The following is a 16,631-nucleotide window of genomic DNA, read 5'->3' as shown; positions in this document are numbered from 1 at the left end:
GTTAAGGTCATCTATAAGTCAAAGCTTATAAAGTGACACCTGTGTAATTAGAAGGGCTGATTGCCTTCAATTCCGCTTTTACCTCTTCAGATATGTTGAGATTATCTACAAACGTTGCAATGGTCTCTTTGGTCACATGCGTATTGGTACGTGTTAGATCTTTTAATGCTTCGTAAGGTTTTGGATAGCCTTCTCTGCGTAAGATCGTTTGTAACGCTTCGGCAACAACCGCCCAATTATTTTCAAGATCATTTGCAAGCGCCTGTTCATTTAAGATCAACTTACGTAAACCTCGCAATGTCGATTTGAAAGCAATTAGGGTATGTGCAAATGGAACCCCAATATTACGTAATACGGTCGAATCTGTAAGATCCCTCTGAAGACGTGAAATAGGTAATTTAGCTGCTAAATGTTCGAATATCGCATTGGCAATACCTAAATTTCCTTCTGCATTTTCAAAATCAATAGGATTGACTTTGTGTGGCATTGCAGAAGATCCGATCTGACCAGCAGTGATTTTCTGCTTAAAGTATTCCATGGAGATATAAGTCCATACATCACGGCATAGGTCAATGATAATGTTATTGATTCGTTTTAATGCATCACAGCTTGCAGCAAAGTTGTCATAATGTTCAATTTGGGTCGTAGTTTGGGAACGATCCAATCCTAGAATATTATTAACGAAGTTATTACCGAAGGCAACCCAGTTGGTCTCTGGATAGGCCACGTGATGGGCATTGAAATTACCTGTTGCCCCACCAAACTTAGCTGAATAAGGTACGGTATGTAAAAGTTGTAACTGACGTTCAATACGCTCGATAAAGACATAGAGTTCTTTACCTAGACGAGTCGGAGATGCTGGTTGTCCGTGTGTACGGGCAAGCATTGGAATGTCCGACCAAGAGGTTGCCAAAGACTTAAGCTCATGCAGCAATTCTTCAATGATCGGTGTATAGCTTTCTTTGATTGCCTCTTTCCATGAAAGAGGAATAGCGGTGTTGTTGATGTCCTGAGAAGTCAGACCAAAGTGAATAAATTCAAGATGATCTTGTAGTCCTAGTTTTTCAAATTGATCTTTTAAAAAATATTCAACGGCTTTAACATCATGATTGGTAACTTTTTCGGTGTTTTTGATCCAGATTGCATCTTCTTCGGAAAAGTTACGGTAGATATCTCGCAATTTTTCGTTCAATGTATTGTCAAAATGCTGCAATTGAGCTATACCCGATTCACTTAATGCAATAAAATATTCAACTTCAACACGAACTCGATATTTTATTAAAGCAAATTCGGAGAAAAAAGCCGAAAGTTCATTGGTGTTATTGTAATAGCGTCCGTCAATAGGCGTGACTGCTGTTAAGGATGATAAAGCCATAGATTGAATGATTTTTGGCAAAGGTAAAAAAATGCTTGGAGCTTAGCAATTTAATTGGGTGAGATATAAAAAAATGCCTCCCTATTGAGGAGGCATTTCTATACTGGTTGAAATTCTGTTTCGAAGAATTATTTTTGAGCAGCTGAATCAACTTTTTGAGCAGCTGAATCAATTTTGTTAGCAGCTGAATCCAAAGTGTTAGCAGCTGAATCAACTAAAGCAGATGCAGAATCAACTGCATCAGTTGATTTTTTACCAGTTTCACCACATGAAGCGAAGGCTACAGTTAAAGCCAATCCTAAGAAACCTAATTTGAATGCGTTTTTCATTTTATTAAAATTAAAAGTAATTTCTAAATCTTGTTATTTAAGACTTAATACGGGGAAATTGAAAAGGTAACCCTGCTGCCCAATTTTTTTTAAAAAAAGAGAGGCTTCTCTTACGAAAAGCCTCTCCAAATACGTTATTCAGTTTCTAAAATTATTTTTTAGTAGCAGCTGAATCAACTTTAGTAGCAGCAGAATCAACTTTTTGAGCAGCAGAATCAACTTTATTAGCAGCTGAATCCAAAGTGTTAGCAGCAGAATCAACTAAAGCAGATGCTGAATCAGTAGCACCTTCAGCTTTTTTCTCTGTGTTGTTACAAGATGCGAAAGCTACAGTTAAAGCTAAACCTAAGAAACCGAATTTTAATGCGTTTTTCATTTTCTAATTTTCTAATTTAAATTGAAATATTTTCTTTTTCATCTCTTAATACACGGAACCCCAAAAGGTAACCCAAAAAAAATATATTTTTTTTAATTATGTATAATATGTTTTAAATCAGCTGTTTATTTTGTTTGCTTGCTGCCATTGTATTGAGCGAGATAGTTCATTTAATAGAAGAAATTAAAAAATAGGTGCAAACGATTTGATAGATAAAACTGTTTAGATAGCTATAGTATGGGGGAAACAGGCTTGAATAAATTGGCGTATCGGGGGTACACAAACAATTTTCAAATATTTTTATTATTTTAAGAGGAAACCCTGTAAAAAAGAAATTGCGATTATGTTTGATAAAGTTAAGAATATAATGGATTTGGCAAAATCAATTGACTTTGGCAAATTGGAGGAAATCTCCAAAAAAGTGGACCTAGGTGCTGTCATGGACGCGGTCTCAAAAATGGATGATAAACAGCTTCATGGTTTAATGAAAATGCTAAACCCAGGGAAAGAAAAAAAGGAATTACCGCCTATCAATGGGGATTTCTATGATATGGATAGCAAATTGAATGGATCAGATCGCGAACTCCAGTTGAAGGTGCGTGAGTTTATGGAGGTCGAAGTGAAGCCTATCGTCAATAAATATTGGTTAAGAGATGAATTCCCTTTTGAAATAGTACCCAAGCTAGCTGCTTTGAATATATGCGGATATACCTATGAGGGCTACGGATGTATGGGAGGAAGTTCGCTGATGGAAGGTATCATTGCTGCAGAGATTGCTCGGGTAGATGCATCCGTTGCTACTTTTTTTGGTGTACAGAGTGGTTTGGCCATGGGGTCGATTTATATCTGTGGATCGGAGGAACAAAAACAAGAATGGTTGCCAAGGATGCAGCAGATGGAGGTGATCGGTGCTTTTGGTCTAACCGAACCGGAAGTTGGTTCCGGAGCAGCAGGCGGATTGACAACCACCTGTAAGAAGGCTGATGAAGGCTGGATTTTAAATGGTCAGAAGAAATGGATCGGAAACTCCACCTTTTCTGATATTACAATTGTCTGGGCCAGGGATCTTGATGATGGAGAAGTAAAAGGTTTTATTGTGCGTAAAGATAATCCTGGATTTTCGGTCGAAAAGATCAAAGATAAAATGGCTTTACGGATTGTGCAAAATGGATTGATTACATTAGACAACTGTATCATTCCCGAAACAGATCGTTTGCAAAACGCGAATTCTTTCAAAGATACAGGTAAAGTCCTTCAAATGACACGCGCAGGTGTTGCATGGATGGCTGTGGGCTGCGCACGAGGAGCCTATGAAAATGCCTTGGATTATACACGCAAAAGAAAACAGTTCGGCAAGCCTATTGCATCTTTTCAGTTGATTCAAAACCATTTGGTTGAAATGCTTTCGAATCTAACAGCAATGCAAACGCTAGTTTTTCGATTATCTGAACTGCAAGATGCTGGACAACTACGGGATGAACATGCTTCACTGGCAAAAGTGTTTTGTTCTTTACGGACAAGAGATATTGTGTCCAAGGCGAGGGAAGTCATGGGGGGAAATGGTATCTTGCTGGAGTATAATGTCGCCAGATTCCTTGCAGATGCTGAGGCGATTTATTCTTATGAAGGCACCAAGGAAATCAATTCGTTGATCGTTGGAAGAAGTATTACAGGATTTAGTGCCTTTGTCTAAAGCTTTTTTCCGAAATTCATTTAGTACGGACTATTGATAAAAAAGGATAGGATTTTGGTATCACTAAAATCCTATCCTTTTTTGTTTTACTTGCGCTGAAATCTCATCATGGCAATATCGCCCATGATAAAAGTGAGTGTATTCCCATTGACATCATAGCTGTTCACTTTTTCTAATGTGGAAAAGAACGTTGCTTCACCATTGCCTTCACAAGCCATTTTCGTAGACATGATAGGGCCGAAGCTAATTTGTTGATCGTTTGTCTTAAATGTAGCATTGTAATTGTTGCAACTGCTATTACCATTCACTTTTCCATCCTGTATGTTGAATGTTATCGTTGGTTTGCGGTTGGGATACAGACCATCAAAAGCAATACGTGGTCCAGAGATGTAATCGAGTTCCCAAGTTCCGCTTAAATTTTGCTTTTCCTCCATTAACTTAAATTTTGCCAAAGGAGCCATCTTTGCTTTATTTAAACTTAGAATACCATTATTTAGGCTGTAGTTGTCTGCTGTGATTAATGCCTTAGATAATGCTTGCTCAATCGACATGTCAGGGCAAGCCATCATCGTTGACATCCCTTGTGCAAACTTAATTTTTCCATTGGTTGAAAAAATAAGTTCGCCACCTATTCCGTTGCAACCCCCATTGGCGCTATAACTTTTTTCTTCCAGTTTGAGAAAAGGAACCCGACCGTTGACCTGTCCGGAGACAGCCTTTCCACCGATTTCAATTAATTGCCATTTTTTTCCAACAATGGTAGCGGATGCATTATCCGAATCCCGTTTGCCTGAATTATTTTTTAGTGCTGAACAGCTCGCCAAAGCAAGGGCGGCCATCATCAATACCACAATGTTTCTAAATCTCATCTTTTAAATTTTTATATAAAACATCATTTCTAACGTTTGGTTTTACAAAGTGCTACAAAAGGCTATTAACAAAAGAAGGCTTCCCATTGGGAAGCCTTCTTTATCAGTTATATAAATAATACTATTTATTTTTGTTTTGTTGAGCTTGTTGTTGAGCACGCATCATTTCTTCCATTTTAGACTGGAAGCTTGATTTTTTCTCAACTTTTGGATTCTTTTTATTTTCTTCCAGTTTAGCTAAGATTTTATCATCATTTACCATCGTACGAATAACTAATTGCGTCAAAAATGTAAACAACGCACTTAGGAAGTAGTAATAGTTCAGACCAGCAGGGAAACTGTTTAGGACAAAGAAGAAAATCAAAGGCATAATATAACCCATGTATTTCATTTGACCCGTTGCGCCCGAAGTCGCATTGTTATACCAAGTGGTCAACAACGTTGTTAGCGTCATCAAAATACACATCAAAGAGATGTGGTTGAATGATCCAAAAATAGGTGCAAATGTAAACAAGGTGTCATAGGTAGACATATCCTTCATAAACAAGAAGCTCTGTCCTCTCAATTCAAATAAATTTGGAAAGAAATAGAAGAAAGCAATTGTAAATGGCATTTGCAGCACAAGAGGTAGACAGCCTCCAAGTGGATTCACTCCGACCTGTTTATACAACTTCATCTGCTCCTGTTGCATCAACATCTGATTGTCTTCACCGACTTTCGCTTTGATCTCATCCAACTGCGGTTTCAATACCCGCATTTTAGCCATAGATACGTATGACTTGTAAGTCATTGGCGAAAGAACCAGTTTTAACAATAATGTAAGTAACAAGATGACAATACCATAGCTCATATGGAAACCATCCAAGAAGTTAAATGCAGGCACGGTGATCCATTGATTGATCCAGCGCATAGGCCCCCAGCCCATATTGATGATGGATTGGTAATCATTGCCTTCTGCTTTCAGTACATTGTATTGGTTTGGCCCGAAAAAGAAATTCAACGAATAATTGTTGTCTTTATGGTTGTCAAAAGCCAATTCAGCATTGGTGTTGTAAAATTTCACCACATCACCTTCCGTTGCATGCTTTACATCGATTTTCGCATTAACGAATCCATTTTTAGCATTTAGGATATTTGAAAAATAATGTTGTTTGAAAGCAATCCATTGCACTTTCTTTTCCAGTGCTTCGTCATCGTCCTTCGATTCAGATAAATGGTCTACTTTATTATCTTCTTGGTAATAAAGGGTAGATTTTTGTCTTTCAGATTCAATATTCTGCTCTTTTTGTCTTAGAACAGTATTCCAGTTCAATGTCAATGTTTTTTGACTCTGTGGGATCAGGTTTTGAATACCTTTTGTATTAACATCTAGAGCTACGTTGTAACCTTTTCCAGCGATAGAATATACATATTCAATATATTGATCGGCACTGTAATTCAATTTGAATTTTACCGATTGTTTACCTTCACCCGAAACTTGGATATCAGAAGATTCTGTGTTAAAGAATAAATCGTTGGTGGAGATGTTTTGTCCCGCAGCATTGAATTGGAAACCAAACTTATTATCCTCACCTTCGAAAAGCATCAAAGGTTTTCCATTGAAATTCTTTTCACCTTTTAATTCGACCGATTTCACTTTACCACCTTTTGTGCTGATTTTGGCAATGATAGCATCATTTTCAAGGGTAATGATTTTTTCAGTTCCAAATTTTGACGCACCAAAGGGTTTTTTCAGTTCAGCTGAATCTGCAATCACTGCTGTTTGCGCTGTTTTAGCTTTCGCGATAGAGTCACTTGTTACAGGCAGTCCTTTTGCTGTCTGGGCTTTTGCCTCTTGTCGCGCTTGTTCTTGTTTGATTTCTGATTCTGAAGGCTTCATCAGGTAAAATGAACCAGTGATGATGGCAAACATCAGGACCAAACCAATTAGGGTATTTCTATCCATCTTTAATAACTAAACTTAATTAATTTTATCCTTCTAATACTACTTTGATTTCTTGTTGGCCAAAGCAGCGGCTACAAAGCTAACAAAAAGTGGGTGAGGATTTGCAACAGTTGACTTTAATTCTGGATGAAATTGTCCCGCAACGAAAAAAGGATGGTTTTTCAATTCGACAATTTCAACTAATCCCGTCTCCGGGTTGAATCCCGAAGCGATCATTCCTGCTGCTTCATATTGTTTTAAATAGTCATTGTTAAATTCATAACGGTGACGGTGTCTTTCGGAAATTTTTGTTTTTCCATAAATCGCAAAAGCTTTTGTTCCTTTTTTAATTTCGCAATCGTAAGCACCTAAACGCATGGTACCACCCATATTAGTGATATTTTTTTGCTCCTCCATCAGATTGATGACCGGGTTGCTGGTATTCGCATCCATTTCGAAACTATTGGCATCTTTCAATCCCAATACATTTCTTCCGAATTCAATGACGGAGCACTGCATACCCAAACAGATACCAAAGAAAGGAATATTGTTTTCGCGCACATATTTGATTGCATTTAATTTTCCCTCCAGACCACGTTCGCCGAATCCAGGGGCAACCAACACGCCATCCATGCCTTTTAGCTTTTCAGCAACATTTTCTTTTGTAACACTTTCAGCAGCAATATAGCTTACCTTTACTTTGCATTCGTTTGTTGCACCAGCATGTATAAAGCCTTCAGTAATGGATTTATATGCATCTGGAAGTTCAACATATTTTCCAACCAAAGCGATGCAAACCTCATTTGTTGGGTTTTTGAGCTTGCCGAGGAAGTTTTTCCAGTTTTCTAGATCCGGTTCGTTTTTGTTGGAAAGTTTTAGTTTCGTTAACGCCGTTTTATCCAGGTTCTCTTTCAACATAAGTAAAGGAACATCATAGATTGTCGAGGCATCGATAGATTCAACAACAGCATTGATGTTAACGTTACAGAACTGTGCTAATTTTTTACGGATTTCCTGTGATAATTTGTGTTCTGTACGGCATACAAGGATATCAGGCTGTACACCATATTCCAGCAATGTTTTGACAGAGTGCTGTGTAGGTTTAGTTTTAAGTTCACCAGCTGCGGCCAAATAAGGAACCAAAGTTAAGTGGATAACCAATGAGTTATTTGCCCCCAGTTCCCAACGCAACTGCCTTACAGCCTCAACGAATGGAAGAGATTCGATATCGCCTACAGTTCCGCCAAGTTCGGTGATAATAATATCATATTCATTCGATTCACCTAGAAGCTGCATACGGCGTTTGATCTCATCGGTGATATGTGGAATTACCTGAACTGTTTTTCCTAAATATGCACCTTCACGCTCTTGTTGAATAACGTGTTGGTAGATACGACCGGTTGTTACATTATTCGCTTGTGAGGTAGGGACGTTCAAGAAACGCTCGTAGTGGCCAAGATCAAGGTCAGTTTCCGCTCCATCTTCAGTAACATAACATTCGCCATGCTCATACGGATTCAATGTTCCTGGGTCAATGTTAATGTAAGGATCGAATTTTTGAATGGTCACTTTGTAGCCACGTGCCTGGAGAAGTTTAGCAAGGGAGGCTGCAATAATACCTTTCCCTAACGACGAAGTAACGCCGCCCGTAACAAAAATATATTTAGTCATAACAATTAAAGGATTTTCAATTTTATGTGGTCAAAACGACCAATAATAGTTGCTCTATGTACGGGATACAAAGATAGCAAATTTTTATTCAATATTATAATTGAAGATCGACTGAATAAATAAATTAAAAATAGATGTTGCCCTGATTATCGATTGTAACCTTTAAATTGGACTGCGATTTTGACTTAATCTCAATGCGATAGAACTTATTGGCATTGGAAAAGACAAGGTGATAATGCTTGCTGATATGAATGATTTCAGGATATAATTTGCTCAACTCATCAAGAGATATTGCATAGCGCTTATTCGCATTCCCGTAAATCTGTTGCAGGTAAAAAATATTCCAAGCTGTTTTTTCTAAGTCTAAAAATTGGTCATCTATGGAATGTTTACTATCCTGATCTACAAATTTGATATGTCCCCATCGTTCGGGATAATGCATATTGATAAGACCGATGGGCGACCATACCCAGTTTTCTTCCGCGAGTGTCTTGCCAGTATTATCCTTTCTTTTGATATAACCTTTTCCATTGACATCATAGTGCCATTGTACGCGGGAGAAATTTATCTTCCACACTTCATTTGCCTTGATTTGATTTCCTTCACCAAAGTATTTTAGACTTTTGACCGGAATCTTCATTTCGACGGTCCAAAAATTATCTTTATCGGTTGGGTTATTTATTGTTCCAGCATGGTAGACAGCACTCTGGATATCTTTGGTGTCCCAGTTTAAATTAGCTTTTCCACCGAAACGATAAGGTTTGGTCATCAGAAGGTCCATGATGGTGTTCAGTGCATTGACTTCGATTTCAATATATTCCGGAGATTGGAGATTGGGTTTTAAAAATACCTCAAAATCATTGTCATGATAAATAATGGTGTCTTTCTGTCTGAGATAGCCATTGATATGAGGTTCTTCCAGTTTAGCAAAGAGGTAGAGGTTTTCATTGTCCCAAAGCATTTTAATACGCGTGTCAAATGGTGGGGTAGGTTTACTCGTGCCTTCGATATCTTTGAATGCGTTTGTCCATGGTGCTTTTTCCCAGGATATTTCGTCATCTTTACCGTCAATTTTAATAGGAGTTTGAGCTTTTTGGACATAGTAAGTCTCGGGCTTAGACTGTAATTGGAGAAAATCACTTACATTTCGCTGTGCAAAAGTGGTCATCGTCTGTAAAGTAAGAGCAAGTATAAAAAAAACAGTTTTCATCAAAATATTGTATGTCTATTAGCCGCCAAGAAATTTCTATGAGTGCAATCCTTACACTGTTTATCTAAAGTTTTAGCCTCCCGCTGATTTTTACACAGGGGAGATTGGCAGCGCTAAAAGTAAGTAAAATGTTTTAGCTAGACAAAGAGGTGTGATTCTTTTTGAGAAGTGAGGTTCAATTGTCTTAATTTTATTACACGGGTTCTGATATTCCTATTCAAGTGATCGGGGAGGGAGCATATTTGTTTCAGGAAAAGCAGTGTTTGAGGGGATAGGAAATAAAAAAAGGCTTTGAAATTCATCAAAGCCTTTTTTTATGCCGAGGTAGTCGTAATTAGATTCTTTTCGATTTAATACGAGCAGCTTTACCAGTAAGGCCACGTAAATAGAATAATTTAGCGCGACGAACTTTACCGTAGCTGTTTACTACAATTTTTTCAATGTTTGGTGAGTTTACAGGGAAAATACGTTCAACACCTACACCGTTAGAGATTTTACGAACGGTAAAAGTAGCGTTAGCACCTTCGCTGTTTAATTGGATTACTACACCTTGGTACACCTGCACACGCTCTTTATTTCCTTCGCGAATTTTATAATGAACGCTGATGGTATCTCCGGCTTTGAAAGCGGGAATTTCATTTCTTACTACCGCTTGTTCTTCTACAAATTTTACTAAATCCATGATTTCGAGTAATTATTAACGATTTATATCCTGTAAAAATCGGAATGCAATATTACGACTTATTTTTTGAATATGAAAATACTTTTTGAAAAAACTATCGACCGACAGTCAAATCGGATGCAAAGATATGAAAATGAAATGGATAATCTAAAGTTATTTTAAATATTCCTATTTAATACCAATTGGCCGCGTTTTTGACCTCGATAATGGGGATTTAAAATGTAATTGATAAAAATATTGTGCAATTAATCAGTGATTTAGTGTGAAAAATGAATTTAGGTCTTGACAAATTGAAAAATTGATTCGATATTTGTGCCACACAAAACAAAGGTGATACCTTTTCGGGGTGTAGCGTAGCCCGGTATCGCGCCACATTTGGGATGTGGAGGTCGTAGGTTCGAATCCTGCCACCCCGACTAAAAAGCTCTAACGAAAGTTAGGGCTTTTTTTGTTTCCAGGCAGGATGAGAGCCTGTGACCTCCTTCTCCCTATTTCTCTTCTTGGCTCCATTATTGTATCAATTCTTTTGCCGATAGCGAGCAAAGGAGTGGGGTATCGTGGAAACGAGACGGATTTTTTCCCGGTAATTTACCTAATGTGGCCGGAATTTTTTAGTTTTGGCTATCTAATTAGTGAAAGATTAAACTATTGTCTCCTCGGCAAAGGAAAGGTTGGAAAAACTCAGAAATACGAACAAACAATGATATTGAAAGAAAGAATCGGCGACAATTACCTGAAATACCTGTTTACCGGGGTACTTTCAGCTTTGCTGGTTACGGGGTATACGCAGGAAGTGGAAAAACAGCAGAAAGAAAAGGGACAACAGAATCAAAAAGGTATTGAAGGGCAAGTTCAAACAATGGATTCCATCGATGTTGTACGCGACTACCGACCGATGCTGGCCGATGCCGTCAAGGTGCGCCGGAGCCCGAATATGAAGCTTATCGACCGCGACGCGATCGAGACGGAGCTGCGCCAGATCGCCACCAGCACCTATTTGGCACAACAAAAATACAAACAGGCATATTACCATGAGTTGATGAAACGTCATCCGGACGCTTCGCAAAGCAATATCGACAATTACCGCATTAGCTATCTGGCCTATGGGGCCGGCGAATACAAAAGAGCGAGCGGTATGATGGAATCAATGAAACCTTCGGATGCCTTTTATCAAGGAGCGATCATGACCTTGGGCCATATAGCCCTGGAAACGGGCGACAAGCAGGCGGCACGAAATGCCTTTGTCAAAGCGACGAAACTGGATCTCGATCGACAAGTGAAAGCCGATGCGCTATTTAACTACGCCAAAGTCCTTCTTGCCATGGACTCCACCCAAGCCGCACAAAAAGTCCTCGAGAAATATATCGCCCAGGAAGATAAACCTGCTGATCCGGGGGCAAAAAAACAGGAAAGTCCGGAATCACTATCAGCTGAAATCTTGCGTGGGACGACCAACTTTCATGCTGGGGTCAGCCTACTGGAGTCGCTGAAGAAGCGAGGTCGGGAGGTCGATGCGATCTATCAAAAGGTAACCTATTACCGCGGACTGGAATTTTATAACGAGCGTGCTTTCGAAAATAGCATTTCCATGTTTATGCGTTCGGAAAAATTCCCGATCAATGCAGAAATGGCAGCCCTGGCTACCTATTGGAAAGCGGAGGCGATGTATGAAGTGCGCAAATTCGGGGAGGCCGTGGAAAATTTCTCCCATTTTCTGAGCTTATCCGCTGCAAGAGACAACGAGGTCTATAATTATGCTAATTATGGGCTGGCTTATGCTGCTTACCGAAATAACCGTTTCGCGCTGGCGGCCGATTATTTTGAGCGCTTTCTGAAGGCTGGAGGAAGTACGGTGGATGAAAATATACGGTATGACGTGATCGCACGTCTGGGCGATTCGTATCTGTGCCTGCGCGATTACGGCCGGGCCAATAGCTACTATGACAAACTGATCAACGGCAAAGCGCCTAATCAGGACTATGCCTACTTCCAGCGCGGTGTGATCTTTGGCCTACAGGGCGACAATGAAACCAAGCTTAGCACCTTGCGGTCCGTTCTGAAACAATTTCCATCTTCCAACTATGCCGATGACGCGGCCTTTGAGATCCCTTACACCTATTTCACGATGGGCGATTATGAGAACGCGCTCAAAGGACTGCAAGGGATGATTGAGAAGTATCCGCGGAGCAGCTATGTCCCGCGTGCGCTGATGACTATTGGACTCGTGCAGTACAATAATGACGAACCCGAGCCGGCCAAAGCCACCTTCCAACAGGTGGTGGAGAAATATGCTCGAACTGCGGAGGCCGAACAGGCAATGCGTTTCATTGAAAACATCTACCTCGACCAGGGCGATGCCACAAGCTATATCCGCTATGCGATCGGTTCCAATGTCGGTAATTTGAGCCCTGCAGAGCAGGATGACCAGGCTTTCCAAGCAGCACAATCCCTCTTTGCTAGAGGAGAATACGGAGCAGCTGTGGAAGCGATCAACGCCTATTTTGATAAATTTCCGAAACCCAAACAAGAAAAATATGCACGTTACATCCGTGGGGTGAGTTCGTACAAGACCGGGCATCCGCAGGAAGCGCTGCACGATCTGAATATCATCCTGAACGACTGGACGAGTAAGTATACGGAGAATACCTTGCTGACGGTGGCTGCACTGTATCTGGAACTAAAGGAATACAACGAGGCTATTGTGCACCTCAAAAAATTGGAGCTAAATTCCGAATACAAGAAAAACTATGGCTACGCAGTAACCAACCTGATGATCTGTTATTTCGAACTCGGCGATATGGAGCAGATGGCCAAATATGTACAGTTTATAAAGGATTACGATGGTGCAACAGAGGAGGAAATTGCTAAGGCACACTTATATAGTGGCAGGGCCTTTCTGAAAGAAAAGAATATAGCGTCGGCCATGAAAGAACTCAATCTGGCTGCTCTGAAGAGCCAAACGGCGGTAGGTGCAGAGGCACGATACCGTGTGGGACAACTGCAGTATGATAACAAGGAATACGATAAAGCCCAAGAAACAGCTTTTGATGTGATCAACAACAGGGAGACCCAGGAATATTGGGTGGCCAAGAGCTTCGTATTGCTTGCAGATACCTATGCGCGTAAAGGCAATGCTTTCCAGGCGAAGAGTACGTTGAAAAGTGTGATTGAAAATTATGAAAAAGACGATGATATCGTCCCATCAGCAAAAGAGCGTTTACAGAAATTGAACAATAAGTAATAGCAATTTTTTGACGATTGAAAAAGGGCCGTATCAAAATAGCTATTTTGATACGGCCCTTTTTGTTTAATCCTAACAGTCAATAAAATTGAAGATCAAGACATTATAGCAGTTTTATTTCGAGAAAAAAGCATATACTGACTTTAGGTAGCAAATGCCAGAAGGACGAGCTTCCCATTAGGGGAAGCTAATTTCGTTCTATTTCCTGCATGACTAACGACGGTTCAGATAAATATTTTCTTAATTTCCTGATCGGTAAGTAGGTGAACAAAATCGATAATACACCTGCGAGCAGCGCATCTAAAATAGCCATTGCAGTCGCATTTAACTTGTAATGTGTAGATAGATTATGTTGTGCCAGTAGGAGACATAGGAATACCAATATACCCGTTACGAAGCCATGGATAATACACAGCTTCGTAATAAATTTATTCCTGTTCAGTTCACTGTCTACTGTTAATGCGATCGACTCCTGTTCTATGGCTGCGATCACCCGCTTGATAATATCCATTGTAAGAACAACAGGCAAAAATATCGCCATCGGTAGTGTCAGTCGAGCCAAACTTTGTGGGCCAGCAAAAAAGTGCGTATATCCCAGCTCCTGAAAGCTGGCGTAGGCAACCAGGAAATTGAAGAATACATTTGGCAGGATATAATAAATTGCGCGCTTCCTTAAAAAGCGCTTGAGCGTTGTTTTTTTTATTTTCTTTGATTCCGTAAACTTCGTCATGTGGAGTGCTATAGGGACAAGGTCATGATTGCGATCGCCTTATCTTTTATTTTAATCGCTTCTTCTTTTGGTAAAAAATCTTCATTGGACATAAACGTAAAATCCATTTGTTGATTGAACGTCGTTGCAACCAAGGTATTTGAATTCAACCAGGGGAAAGCCACTGTTGGACTGTATATGGTCTCCAGAGTGAAGTTGTTGTACTCGTTTGGAATCTGGAGCTTACCCATATTGGATAGCGTGATGTCATGTCCTCCTGGGCTCGATTTTAACATAGAAATCATGCGCCCCACTAGCGGGTGCATCTGTTCCCCCATCCAGAGTAGCTCACGGGCTTGCATCTTTTCTATTTTTTGTGTGAGCGCCGTTTTGATATCTTTTGCAGTATCCACGACATTATCATTCCCCTTTTTTAGAGAAAGCTCCACCGTTGGTGCAAAAGCAAACATGTGGTCTTGTTTGATTTCTGGAATAAAGTGCCGGATATCAACAGGACTGATCACTTTATTTTTTGCAGCTTTACCTTGCACCTCCCGAAAAGCTTGCATAAATGCCGTGCATAGGAGTGCATGAACAGAAATGCTTTGGTCTTTACAGCTCTGGGTTATGGCAGCCGTTGTTTCTGCATCCAGTTTCCAGTGTATCGCATAGTTTTTTCCTAAATTTCTTTTTCTGCTCTTTCGTTGCAGGAAAAAGAAAAATCTTGCCAATAGCAAATAGAACTTGGCTTTGCGTGATTTTTTTTGAAGCTCAAAGCCCTGCGGCAGGAATTCATTAACCGATTCAAAGAGCTGGTAGGGCTCGAGTTCCCTATCGGGGTTATCCAATAGGCAAAGTAGCTCCCGCATCAATGTGACAATACTGGTTCCATCACAGACACAATGTGGCAATACCCAAAGCAGTTCCGAAACGGAATTACCTTTGATCCATACCAATTGGGCTAGCGGCTTATTATCCGCTTTAAAAGGGCGATACCATTCCCGTTCCGACTCCGTCAGCCAATCCATATCCGTTTGACGTTGGATAATATGGAGTGGAATAGATTCCATATCCTCTTTGACAGCAAACCGGGGCTGTTGCGCATCCTCTATGCAGATAGCCGATCGGAGCAATGGATGTTTTTGCTGAATTTTGGTGAGGGCATTCCGAAGATGTTCTTCGGCGATCTCCCCGTTGATCTTTGCAGCAAATACACAGTTTAAGGGTGTTTCGGTATCAACATACATGATCCGTTCCACCATCATTAGTTTTCTCTCGATCATGATGCTACCTGGTAATCTAATTGTTGTTTGATCTGATGGATGATCTCATCGCGGATGGCCAATGCTTCCGCCTGTGGTAAATAACCCTCACTTCCCATAAAGGAGAAATCCATTTGTCCACGAAAGGTAGAGGTGACCATGGTGGTTGTATTGCCCAAAGGACCAATGACCGAAGGACTGAAGATTGTTTCTAGGCTGAATGCCCGATATTGGTCCGGGATCTGTATGCGTCCCAGATTGGAGAACATACAGTCATTGGATGACTTGCCCCGTTTTAAGAGTCTGGTAAAGTTCTTTAGCGCATCGTGGGCAGATTCCATGACCATCATGGTGATATAAGGATTGAGCTTCGCTGTTTTGCGTTCCACTTCATCCTGCATCAACCTGAGGTTATCCAAAAAGCTCATTTTCTGGTTTGAAGACATGACAATCATTAATCCGAAAGCAAAAATATGGTCATCTTTTATCTGTGGTGCAAAACGCCTGATATCTACTGGACAGGAAACTTTATTGAATGCCGACGAGCCACGTACTTTCCGGAATGCCTCCAATACCGTTGCCCCCAGAAATGTATTGACGGTGACATCCAATGACTTGCAATGAGAAATAAGTTGCTTGCTGGTGGCTTGGTCAAACTTCCAATGAATTAAATAGTCCGTCTGCCGATCGACCGCTTTTCTGCCGACCGGAATACATTTAATAGCTAAAGCTGCTAATCGGCCAATTGTTTTTGCCTTAAATCGCTTCTTACCACTCTTTAAGATATGTTCGGGTACGACATCTTCAATACCAAGGATCGGATTTTCCAGTCCGATTTCTGCGGCCGGATTGTCCAGTACTTTTAGAAATTCATACAATAATGCCATGGCCGAGCCACCATCACATAAGCAATGATGGAAAACAAATAGCATATCTGAGACTTCTTCTCCCTTAATCCAGACAAATCGGATTAAAGGTTTCGTCTGATAATCGAAGGTCGAATGCCATTCTTTTTTGGATTCCTCTTGCCAGTCGACTTCACTTTTTCGGTTTACTAACCGTATCGGAATCGATACGGTTAGTTCCGGAACTTGAAACCAAGGTGTATTTTTCTCATCATGTTGGATAAGTGCCCGCAGCCAGGGATGTTTTTCCTGTAATCGGCTCAAGGCGTATTTGATATCTTCTTCGCTGAAAACACCACGTAGCCGAAAGGGAATGACGGCGTTGAAGGGTTCAGTTCCATCCCCCAACAGCATGCGCTCACCAAATAATAGTTTTCTTTTCATC

At 40.3% G+C, this 16,631-nt stretch carries 13 protein-coding genes and 1 tRNA gene; 3 read left to right on the top strand and 11 right to left on the bottom strand.

The features are described from left to right. Positions 1–25: 25 nt before the first annotated feature. From purB to AC07UV_RS22665, 3 genes are all read right to left on the bottom strand, one after another. Positions 26–1,375 carry an adenylosuccinate lyase gene (gene purB / locus AC07UV_RS22675; protein ID WP_495185401.1) on the bottom strand — a complete coding sequence of 450 codons (1,350 nt, stop codon included), beginning with the start codon at positions 1,373–1,375 and terminating at the stop codon, positions 26–28. A gap of 128 nt (positions 1,376–1,503) precedes the next feature. After that, positions 1,504–1,704: a PG1828 family lipoprotein gene (locus AC07UV_RS22670; RefSeq protein WP_495185400.1), complete on the bottom strand. Its 201-nt coding sequence runs from the start codon at positions 1,702–1,704 to the stop codon at positions 1,504–1,506. Between the two features lie 151 nt (positions 1,705–1,855). Continuing rightward, positions 1,856–2,080 carry a PG1828 family lipoprotein gene (locus AC07UV_RS22665; RefSeq protein ID WP_282252454.1) on the bottom strand — a complete coding sequence of 75 codons (225 nt, stop codon included), beginning with the start codon at positions 2,078–2,080 and terminating at the stop codon, positions 1,856–1,858. A gap of 343 nt (positions 2,081–2,423) precedes the next feature. On the opposite strand from AC07UV_RS22665, the gene AC07UV_RS22660 reads away from it, so the two are divergent. Further along, complete coding sequence (locus AC07UV_RS22660) at positions 2,424–3,773, top strand: acyl-CoA dehydrogenase family protein (protein ID WP_495185399.1); 1,350 nt, start codon at positions 2,424–2,426, stop codon at positions 3,771–3,773. 86 nt (positions 3,774–3,859) lie between these two features. On the opposite strand, the gene AC07UV_RS22655 is transcribed toward AC07UV_RS22660, so the two are convergent. The 5 genes from AC07UV_RS22655 to rplS all read right to left on the bottom strand — a co-directional run bounded on the left by AC07UV_RS22655 (position 3,860) and on the right by rplS (position 10,129). Continuing rightward, entirely contained in the window at positions 3,860–4,642 is a 783-nt protein-coding gene (locus AC07UV_RS22655) for an META domain-containing protein (RefSeq protein ID WP_495185398.1), read from the bottom strand. 121 nt (positions 4,643–4,763) lie between these two features. Further along, complete coding sequence (yidC, locus tag AC07UV_RS22650; RefSeq protein WP_495185397.1) at positions 4,764–6,587, bottom strand: membrane protein insertase YidC; 1,824 nt, start codon at positions 6,585–6,587, stop codon at positions 4,764–4,766. A 39-nt stretch (positions 6,588–6,626) separates the two neighbouring features. Further along, positions 6,627–8,237, bottom strand: a complete 1,611-nt coding sequence (gene pyrG, locus AC07UV_RS22645) for a CTP synthase (protein WP_282252459.1) — start codon at positions 8,235–8,237, stop codon at positions 6,627–6,629. A 124-nt stretch (positions 8,238–8,361) separates the two neighbouring features. Continuing rightward, positions 8,362–9,447 carry a carbohydrate-binding family 9-like protein gene (locus AC07UV_RS22640; protein ID WP_495185396.1) on the bottom strand — a complete coding sequence of 362 codons (1,086 nt, stop codon included), beginning with the start codon at positions 9,445–9,447 and terminating at the stop codon, positions 8,362–8,364. Positions 9,448–9,781: 334 nt separating this feature from the next. Further along, on the bottom strand, positions 9,782–10,129 hold the full coding sequence (gene rplS, locus AC07UV_RS22635) for a 50S ribosomal protein L19 (RefSeq protein ID WP_077437627.1): 348 nt from the start codon (positions 10,127–10,129) through the stop codon (positions 9,782–9,784). A 342-nt stretch (positions 10,130–10,471) separates the two neighbouring features. On the opposite strand from rplS, the gene AC07UV_RS22630 reads away from it, so the two are divergent. After that, positions 10,472–10,545 (top strand) — tRNA-Pro (locus AC07UV_RS22630). Between the two features lie 47 nt (positions 10,546–10,592). Beyond that, the gene (locus AC07UV_RS22625; protein ID WP_495185395.1) at positions 10,593–13,370 is read left to right on the top strand and encodes a tetratricopeptide repeat protein; all 2,778 of its coding nucleotides are present in this window, start codon (positions 10,593–10,595) and stop codon (positions 13,368–13,370) included. Between the two features lie 187 nt (positions 13,371–13,557). Here AC07UV_RS22625 and AC07UV_RS22620 read toward each other — a convergent pair whose 3' ends face one another. The 3 genes from AC07UV_RS22620 to AC07UV_RS22610 are packed head-to-tail and all read right to left on the bottom strand — an operon-like array spanning position 13,558 to position 16,630. Further along, positions 13,558–14,100, bottom strand: a complete 543-nt coding sequence (locus AC07UV_RS22620; RefSeq protein WP_282252464.1) for a hypothetical protein — start codon at positions 14,098–14,100, stop codon at positions 13,558–13,560. A gap of 8 nt (positions 14,101–14,108) precedes the next feature. Continuing rightward, a complete protein-coding gene (locus AC07UV_RS22615; protein WP_495185394.1) occupies positions 14,109–15,362 on the bottom strand; it encodes a condensation domain-containing protein in 1,254 nt (417 codons plus the stop codon). Further along, positions 15,359–16,630: a condensation domain-containing protein gene (locus tag AC07UV_RS22610; RefSeq protein ID WP_495185393.1), complete on the bottom strand. Its 1,272-nt coding sequence runs from the start codon at positions 16,628–16,630 to the stop codon at positions 15,359–15,361. The genes AC07UV_RS22615 and AC07UV_RS22610 overlap by 4 nt, the downstream gene beginning before the upstream one ends. Position 16,631: the final 1 nt, after the last annotated feature.

It is taken from the genome of Sphingobacterium sp. GW821-FHT03E03, from assembly GCF_059420745.1.
This window is presented reverse-complemented; position numbering and strand designations above follow the sequence as displayed.